Raw genomic sequence first — 9214 nt, 5'->3', positions numbered from 1 at the left:
GTGGTACAGTCATCGCTCGTTATCGTCGTAGATAAATCAGTAAATGGCAAATTGTCATCATTACCATCAACGACAGCAGCTTGCGTATTGGGTGAAGACTGAATATTGACCGCCGTCGTGGTATTGGTCAGCTTTTCAAAACAAATGGTAAAGAGGTTTTCCTGAGGATCGAGAGCCTCAGCTACACCCGCTGCCATCCAATTTACTGCTACCTCACCTCCCGCTGGCGTCGTGAAACTCGCATTGGAAAAACCAGGGAGGTTAGGCGTAACATTTATTATTCCATTTAGGCTTAAAGCCGAAGGATCAAATAAAACAGGGAAGCTAAAGGCTGAGATATTTGTGAAACTACTCGCTGTCACATCCAGGCAGAAGGTTTCTCCCTCACAAGCATTGGCCGCTGATATCGCCAGACCAAAGGTTCCCGGTTCGGGGACAATGATCGTGACAGTGCCGTCTTGCTGAAGGAATGCAACCTGTTCCTCATCAGCATCAATAAGTTCTATAGGCGTTGGTGTTCCTGAGAAAACCACTTGGGTCGTTGTCGTTCCTGTAGCTGTAAAACACAATTCTACCACCGTCGAATTATCGGCCATGCTTGCACCAGTGAGCAGCGGGTCTGTCCAGGTAAACGTGAGGTTACCCGGCGAAGGGTTGCCTACATTCCCTGCCCCAAACCCGACAAGCTGCGTCGTAAAGTTTTGCGCCCCCGTATAGCTTAGTATACTCGCATCGTAATTGACACTAAATTGCATACCTAGCAGGTTGTTAAAATCAGTAACCGTTATCGGAAGACAGAAATTTTCGCCTTGATTGACTTCTTCATCTCCGAGAATAAAGGTCGTTTGGCCACCACCAGTATTAGGGTCTATAATCGTTACCTGACCGTTTGCAGCATTAAAATCTAAACTTGTTCCTCCTGCTCCTGAAATTTCGGCAGCTAGCGGCAGGTCTTCACGAAATGCAAATGCGGTAGTACCTTCCGCAACAGCAAGAAAGGTAACGCTAAACAAACCTGCATCATCAAGGCTGACACCATCACCTGTTGGATCGAACCAGCTAAAGGAGAGTTGCCCTGCCGGACCACCGGTAAGTGGGGTAATAAAATTAGAGGAACTCAGCCCCGGCAAATCATTGATAATAGATATGGACTGAAAAGTCATCAAGTCACTATCCCAAGTCATTGGAAACTGAATACTTGTCACATCTACCAAATCATTTACAGCCACCGTCAAGATAAGTGTATTACCAATATCTCTAGTTATCGTTGTGGGCGCTACATAAAACATTGGTGAGATAACCGGGTCGCAGTCGAGTATAACACTGTTCTCTGCTGTGCAACCTTCCGCATCCATTACCGTCACAGAATAAATCCCCGCTGCTAAACCAGATAGCGTGGAAAAATCTTGAAAACCATTACCAAAATCATAGCTATATGGCGGTGTGCCACCATCTGGTATGGCAGAGACAGATCCATTATTAAGGCCACAATCAGGATCGGTGCCGACCACCACTACGTTTAGATCACAAGTAGTACTACATTCTTCGATGGTGAAGGTGATACTCGTTACAAATTGACCATTAATCAACAATTCAATCGTATAAATCCCTGAAGCTAGCGGTGTATCCACAGCTGTTCCAGACCAATCGGAGCCGGGGCTCGTACATGGTGGGAAATTTATAAAGGTTTGTACATTAGCCGTAAATACATTCCCCTGCCGAGAATAGTTTATTCCTGAAAAACCGGTACATGAACTTGCAAACGTACCACTGACTTGGTAAACAAAATCTGAACAATCATCAAGATCACTAATAATCGTGATTTCTCCACTGAGGCAATCAGGGTATCCTTCCGAAAATAGTACTGCGTAAGATTCTACTACACATCCCTTATCGTCGGTTACACTCAGATTATAGACCCCTTCGGTGAGATTGGTAAACAAGCCTGTGCTGTTGACCTGCTCTCCCAATTGATAAACAAATGGTGGCGCTCCGCTTTGAATAGAAATGGAAACCTGGCCGTTATCGCCTCCGCAATCCGGCAAGGTCGTACTGACGGAAATCGCCAGATCGCAGTAACAATCGGGCAGATCGTCACCGCAAGACCAGATGAGTTCGGTATTTGTAAAGCCATCCAGAATTGCTCCTTGTGGCGGAAAGAAATCACAGGTAAACCCAAGTACTGCACCTGAACATTGATCCACAGCCACACCATCAAGGTTGTAGGCGGTCTCCGTATAACTGTTATTGAACGGGTAAGAACAGTAATCGTAGACCACGACAAAGACTTCGCCCTGATAGCTCCCAAGCGAAATGGTTTGTCCACATTCTCCACCTGCTTCATCGGAACCACAAACACCAAAATCATCGACGATATCCCTCAACCAAGGCAGGCAGAGGACATTATCAACAGGAGGGAAACACGCGCCGCTGGTGTAGTCAAAAATGCCAGCACATTCGGCGTAGCAACCATTGGAATAAGTATTTCCATCACTGCCGCAAACCGGGTCGTAAAGTGCTGGACAAATACATAATTCTTCGCAAATACCGGGCGTCCAGTTTACACCAGCACATTCAGCATAACAAGCATTTTGGTAGGTGAGACCATCACTACCACAAACAGGGTCATAAATAGCGGGACAGTCGCAAACTTGTTCACAAACTCCTGGCGTCCAATCCACATTGGCGCATTCCGCAACGCAACTGTTGTAATAAGTAATGCCATCGCTACCGCAAACAGGATCATAGAGCGCCGGACAATTACATTCATCGGTGCAAGCGCCATCTGATGCTACTTCTACACCTGCACATGCAGCGTAACAAGCATTGGAATAAGTAATACCATCCACGCCACAAACCGGATCATAGAGCGCCTCACAGATGCAAGGTTCACTACAAACGCCTGACGTATATTCCGTAATCCCTGCACATTCGGCGTAACAACTATTAGAGTAGGTGTTGCCATCACTGCCACAAACGGGGTCGTAGATCGCTTCGCAAACACATGGGCTGTCACACGGCCCGGGCTCCCAGTCTACGCCAGCACATTCGGCCACGCAAGCATTAGAGTACGTAATCCCGTCACTACCACAAACAGGGTCATAAACGTGAGGACAAACACAAAGTGCTTCACATTCCCCAGGCACCCAATCTACACCAGCGCATTCTGCTGCACAGGCGTTAGGGTAAGTAAAGCCATCACTCCCGCAAACGGGATCATAATTGAGTGGGCAGATACAATCGGCGAAACACTCACCTGGTTCGTACTCCGTAATACCGGCACATTCAGCGCTGCAGGCATTAGGATAAGTGATACCGTCAGAACCACAAACGGGGTTATAATCCGCCGGACAAATACACGGCCCATCATCGCAAGGCCCAAAGGTATAGCCAACACCGGCACACATTGCCTCACAAGGATTAGCATATTCATTACCATCAGCACCACAAACGGGGTTATCATCCGGCGGGCAGGCCTCAACCGTGATCTGGGTACTTATGCTGGCAGTACAGCCGTTGGCATCCGTCACCGTTACCGAATAAAAACCAGCGGCTAGGCCACTAGGGTCTTGAATATTCCCCAGGTTCGGCTGCCAATTATAGGAATAAGTAGGCGTACCCCCGCTAACCTGCAAATCTATGAAGCCCGTATTCTCACTACACAAGGTCGAAAATGGCGTTATTGACAGCGACAAATCATTTCCTCCATCGATCAAAACAACCGTTGTCGTTTCTTCACAGTCAACAGCATCGCGAACGGTTACGAAATACGTGCCAGCAGGCAAATTTCCAAAGAAATTATTAGACGCAAAGGCTCCGCCAATACTGTATTCATAAGACGGCGTCCCTCCGCTGGCATTAATCAAAATGCTACCATTATTGCTTCCGCAAGAAGGATCATTGCTATTGATAGAGATATTCAAATCACACCCCACACAAGGAGGAATCGGATCATCGCAAGACCAGATGAGGACTTGATCTTGGAGCGCATTGACAATAGCGCCCATCGCAGGACCACTACTACAATCAACAGACCCATTGTTGAGGTTTTCAATACAGGCATCTACAATCACACCATCACAATCATATACAACATCAATATCTACAAATGGAAATCCAGCAATGGTAACAAACTGATTAGCATAGATGTAATCTTGTCCATTAGCAGTAGCCGTATAAACATCATAAGTTACCTCTTGATTTGGATCAGTGCTATCACAAGCATCCTGGAATTGATTCAAAACATCCGGCAACCACTCCAAGCAAAAAGGATCGTTGATATTACAAAAAGCAGAAGGCGCACAATCCTCCCCTGTCAAGCAATTCGCACTGTTGTAGTTATTGAGTATAACACTTCGTACCTGAGGGTGAAAACCCAGGCTAAAGTTTACACCAATGCCCGTCATACGCTGACAGTAGCTCATAAGCGTTCCTCCATTGGTGGGCAGGATCGGGCTACTGCTATTATAGCAATCAGGAAAGGTGTAATCTGGGTTCGGGTTTTGCTCGAAGTAAACGCTGGCGCAATCATCGATTTGGGTGTCGTTACCATTCCAAACACAGGAATGGGTGTGTTCTGCACCGAGGTTATGGGCCAACTCGTGGGCCATAACGTGTAGGTTGTTCGAATAATTAGGAAAAGGAGCTGGATTGGGCTCCAAGCGAGTGCCCATGCTGTAAGGGCCATTAGCCCAGGTGCCATCAGTAGAATAAGTTCGGCAAACGACATCGTCACCAAAAATTGCTAAGCCATAATACAACGGATGAATGGTACGAGTCGTCAGCAATTGGGCCAAGCGACCATTATAATTATCCTGCCGAACGTCGGCGAAATTGGAAAGAAACTGAAAAAAACCCGTTAGCGTATTCGGTGTATCCGTGTAGGGGTCAGGTGAATTCCAGACTAAGATTTCGGAAATATTCAATGGAATCCCCGCCTGCTCAAAGAGGATTTGCATCTCATTGAATGTGCCGGTCACAAACTGTTCGGTAGCACTTACGCTACTGCCATTATCTTGGTAAGTTTTAAAATCACACTCAAAGAAAACATCCAGACAATCGCCAAAAAAGGAGGCCTCACTCTCCGGAATTACGGGAGGAGGAGGAATACTACTTCCACTCCCCTCTTCTTCTTGCACCGCACACACACCATCCAGGGGGCGCAGCCAATTTTCCTCATGGTAAAAAGCATATCGCGTGCCGCCATCTAGTCGGGTAACTCGATGATTTCCGTTTTCATCTGCAAACAATACGCGTACTTCATTAGGAAAGAAACTAAGGGCACAACGCGAGTTCGGACGTCCTTTCACATTTCCTTGGTAAAATGCCTGTTGCTCATTTTCCGGGTAGGTTTCCCCACTGCTCGTGCTCAACTGATAGTTATTGGCAAATAAATCCACCCGGTTCAAATCCAGCTGTAATACTGTCCTTCCATTAGGGATTTCTACCACAAGTGTAGCATGTCGCTCAGCGATAATTTGATCAAGTACCTCCTGTTTTACCTCAAGATATTGCACCTCACTTACAAAACCAGTATGCTGGTTAGGTGAATCCAAAGTTTCAAACGGTTGAAAAGCAAAACCATCATCTCCTATTTCAGGTGTAGCCGCCAAAAAATCCTGCTGGCCAATAGCTACAGCGAAAAACAGAAAGGTTAAAGCGAAGCTACCGAAGAGGCGCCCAATGATACGTAAGGGTTTCATAGTAAGGGTTTAGTACAGCTAAAGTTTCTTTAAATGGAAAAATACTAAAGTTCAGAGGAAGGAAGGAAAATAAGAAGGGCTTTCTACTGAAAATCAGCTTCTTCTAGCTTTCTCTACATTCCTAATATTCACCCAAGAGTTTCTTGATCGATCAGGGGCCATGCCATCTCCCGTCCCGACTTTTCTAGTCGAGACGGGATCGGCACCGGGCTGTCCACTAGCGTTACCATCCCATTGTCCTTGCGCCATCCTGGCCCCGAGCTTCGGCCTATCGGCCTGCGCACTAGCATGGCTTACGCTACCACTGTCGGTTAGAGTGCTTCATTTTTAAAAAAGCACTTATATGTTCTTTTATGAACTTATATGGTTCAAAATACCCTGTTCGGCGTTCGTTGCACCTACGCCACCATCACCCGAAAAAAGCCAGCTCTTTGCCACTTCGCATACCAAACCGGCCAAATCTCCGCTAGCCCCTTGGCATCATAATCATACTTTTCGGAGAGCTGCCGAAGAGCTTCAGACACGCCCTGACCAGCCTCCAACATTTGCAATAGAAGGTATTGTTCCTGATGCAAATCAAAGAAAGCTAGTTTGTAATCACGACGCAAAATGGCACAGTAGCTAGGTTGGGCTTCAGGAAGGTCGGGTTGTTCTCCTTTGGCCACCGCCTGATAAAACCAACGCACCGGAAACTTGGTCGCCAATAGGCGGATGCCCGGAACGAGGGCCAATTGGGTTGACGGCGTAGTCATGGTCGCGATTGGCCCTTCATGGTCAACATCAGCATTAAAAAGGTGATTGATCAGCCATTCAAAGCGGGCAAGCTCTATCATAAAGTAAGGCCAGTCTTCTTTGATGGGTTCGTCGCGGTCAGGGCGACTTTCCTCCAGGTAGGTCATAAAACGGTCTCCGAGGTTAGCGAGACTATAGCTTTCCGATGGGTACTTCCGTAAGTATTCATCGGCGAAAGCCTGAAATAAATCAGGACTTAAAGCATATTCCAAGGCCGTAAACTGTTTTGCCAGACAGTCGCGTAAGCGGGCGGTATATCCATGCTGATAGATCGCTAAATGTTGCCTTGCCGGTAACCGGCTCGAAGGCTTAAAAACTTCCTCAATCGAAACACTCCTCCCCTCGCCTATTTTGGCGGCTCCATAACCAGGCTGAAGCAGCATCTGCAACATCCATTTTTGAAAATCAGCTAAAGAAAGTTTTGGTTTTTCCACCGTCTAAACTTCTTTTATGAGGTTGGTCATGAGGAAATCTACGGGATTGGATACTTCTGCGGCATTACCAGGTGCCTCTTCCTCCATTTTCGGCTTAGGAAAAGAAGACGACATAAAGTCTTTGGCCTTCATCAATTCAGCATAATAATCGTCGAAGGGCGGAATGTTCCCATCCCACTCCAGCAAGGTCGAAACACCTCCGGTTTTCTGCCATGCAAGTTGAAAGAGTTGCCAGACGTTATTGGTCACCTCCCGGTCGTGGGTATCAATGATGTAATTCCCACAGTGCTGATGTCCAGCCAGGTGCATCTGTACAATGCGCTCATGTGGCAGCTGTTCGATATAGTGAACGGGATCAAAGTCATTGTTAAAGGCAGAAACATAGACATTATTTACATCCAACAGTAAACCGCAGTTGGTTTCCTCTGCCATTGCTTTCAGAAACGCCCATTCCGATATCGTAGAATGCTGAAAGCTCGCGTAAGTGCTGGGGTTTTCCAACACCAGCGGCCGCTCTAGGTAATCCTGCACTATTCGAACGCGTTCGCATACATGTGCCAAAGACTCTTCATTGAGCGGCAACGGCAACAAATCATGAGAATTGATCGACAATACGCCCGTCCAGCAAAGATGATCACTCACCCAAGCAGGTTTCACCTCATCGGCAAGGGTCTTCAAGCTTTTCAGGTAATCAAAATCCAACGGATCGGTACTTCCTATCGACATCGACACCCCATGCATCACTACCGGATAGCGTTCGACAATCTGCTTCAACAGATACCGAGGCCGACCATAAGCATCCATAAAATTCTCGGAGATCACCTCAAACCAATCCACCTCTGGCGCGTGTTCCAGAATATGGTTAAAATGCTTACTTCGCAGACCGAGGCCCAAGCCGAGGTCTGGTAGATCGAGGAGGTTAATACTCATAATCAAGAGTGTACATAAAAGCGTATCTCGCGCAGAGCCGCAAAGACGCAGAGGTTTTTTCTTTTTGCTCACCTTCGATGAATCATTCCTGTGATTCTCTGAATTGTCAACAGGCTGCCCATTATCCCTTCTTGACACAGGCCTCATCCGAATAATGGGCCTTGCTACTCTTTTTCATAAAAGCTTCTCTGTTAGCTTTCTTCTCGGCATCTCTCACCTTTGGATCAAAAGCGAAGGAACAATAATGAGAACCACTCTGGCCGCAAGATTCGTAGTGGTATTGCCCAATCTTTTCGGCAAATTCAGCGGTGGGGCCGTAAGCTTGCTTAGGTGGAGGCGAGCCGTATTTTTTCCCAGCTTTACTCATTCGCTCCTCAAAGCGTTTTCGTGCCAATTGCCAAACACTCAGCCCTTGGTTGGGGCCATCAACAAAATAGCGGGTAGCCAAAATAGGAGAACCGCAACTGCCCTGGTATTTACAATCGTTCTCACCAGGATGGCAAAATTCGGGTGCAGTGCCAAACAAGCCGCATCCGCCCTGTCCACGACAGTCGTTGACGGTATGGCATGCGTGTACAATGGTAGCACATAAACCCATTCCAGCACAGTCGTTTTTCTTGGTAAAGCCTTGGTTTTTGCAAGCGTTCAGCCCCATGCATACGTGCAACTCAGGGCCAACCGAGCTAGGAATATCCGTTATTTGTGCCTGTCTGCGCTTGTTAGGCTCAGGTGCAATGGTGTTTTTTTTATCAGAATGATCCATCTTAGTAATAATTGACGGGTTATCAGAATCGGGTTGAGTTAAGCATGAGCCGTTGGGAAAGGATTACCTTTTATTCCCAGATCTTTATCAATGTCTTTGACATTGTAATTAAGGTCGATATCAGGCAGTGCCATAAAAGCAGCACTGCTTTTGTTTCCTTTGCTGAGCCACTCTTCTACCGTCCATACTTTAGAAAGCTGATCGGCCAGCTCAATGATTTGGGCCTTGGGGCGCATCTTGGGTTTCGCTGCAAAATCATAAAACTCGAACGTCAACGCAGCCGAATACGTTTTGCCTTTTTTCTGGTAAAGGATATTCGAAATATTACCACCAAAATGACTCAACAACCAAATCATGGCTTTGTGTACGCCGTACATAAAAATCTGAAACTGCGTCTTGGTGCTTTTCGTCCGATAGCAAGTTTCGATCATCAGCAGGATATAGGTAAAAATGGCATTACCCAACTCCGATTCTAGCTTTAAAGCAGCAACCGCATTATCGCCCTTCTTGGGGTCCTTAATACTGGGTTTCGCATTAGGACTGTCGTAATCCGCCTGCTTGGGGTCAAGGTCTTGATTATGCACAAAAAGCGA

General features: G+C 46.8%; 5 protein-coding genes. All 5 read right to left on the bottom strand.

The features are described 5' to 3' along the window. Positions 1 to 5702: Kazal-type serine protease inhibitor domain-containing protein (locus tag ACRBG0_RS20380; protein WP_431488695.1), on the bottom strand; the 5702-nt coding region annotated here is incomplete at its 3' end. Positions 5703 to 6100: 398 nt separating this feature from the next. After that, a complete protein-coding gene (locus tag ACRBG0_RS20375) occupies positions 6101 to 6928 on the bottom strand; it encodes an HvfC/BufC family peptide modification chaperone (RefSeq protein WP_431488694.1) in 828 nt (275 codons plus the stop codon). 3 nt (positions 6929 to 6931) lie between these two features. Continuing rightward, a complete protein-coding gene (gene bufB, locus ACRBG0_RS20370) occupies positions 6932 to 7858 on the bottom strand; it encodes an MNIO family bufferin maturase (protein ID WP_431488693.1) in 927 nt (308 codons plus the stop codon). Between the two features lie 121 nt (positions 7859 to 7979). Continuing rightward, the gene (locus ACRBG0_RS20365) at positions 7980 to 8621 is read right to left on the bottom strand and encodes a hypothetical protein (protein ID WP_431488692.1); all 642 of its coding nucleotides are present in this window, start codon (positions 8619 to 8621) and stop codon (positions 7980 to 7982) included. 38 nt (positions 8622 to 8659) lie between these two features. Continuing rightward, positions 8660 to 9214 (bottom strand): hypothetical protein (locus ACRBG0_RS20360; RefSeq protein WP_431488691.1); only part of this gene is annotated, 555 nt, incomplete at its 5' end.

The sequence above is a fragment of the Lewinella sp. genome (genome assembly GCF_050633125.1).
GTDB lineage: Bacteria > Bacteroidota > Bacteroidia > Chitinophagales > Saprospiraceae > Lewinella.
Note: the sequence above shows the minus strand (reverse complement) of the source record. Positions and strands in the feature narration are given on the sequence as shown.

Excerpts from the sequence above, each read along its gene's own strand:
- ACRBG0_RS20365 (WP_431488692.1), bottom strand. The coding sequence starts at position 8,621 with ATGGATCATTCTGATAAAAAAAACACCATTGCACCTGAGCCTAACAAG.
- bufB (WP_431488693.1), bottom strand. The coding sequence starts at position 7,858 with ATGAGTATTAACCTCCTCGATCTACCAGACCTCGGCTTGGGCCTCGGT.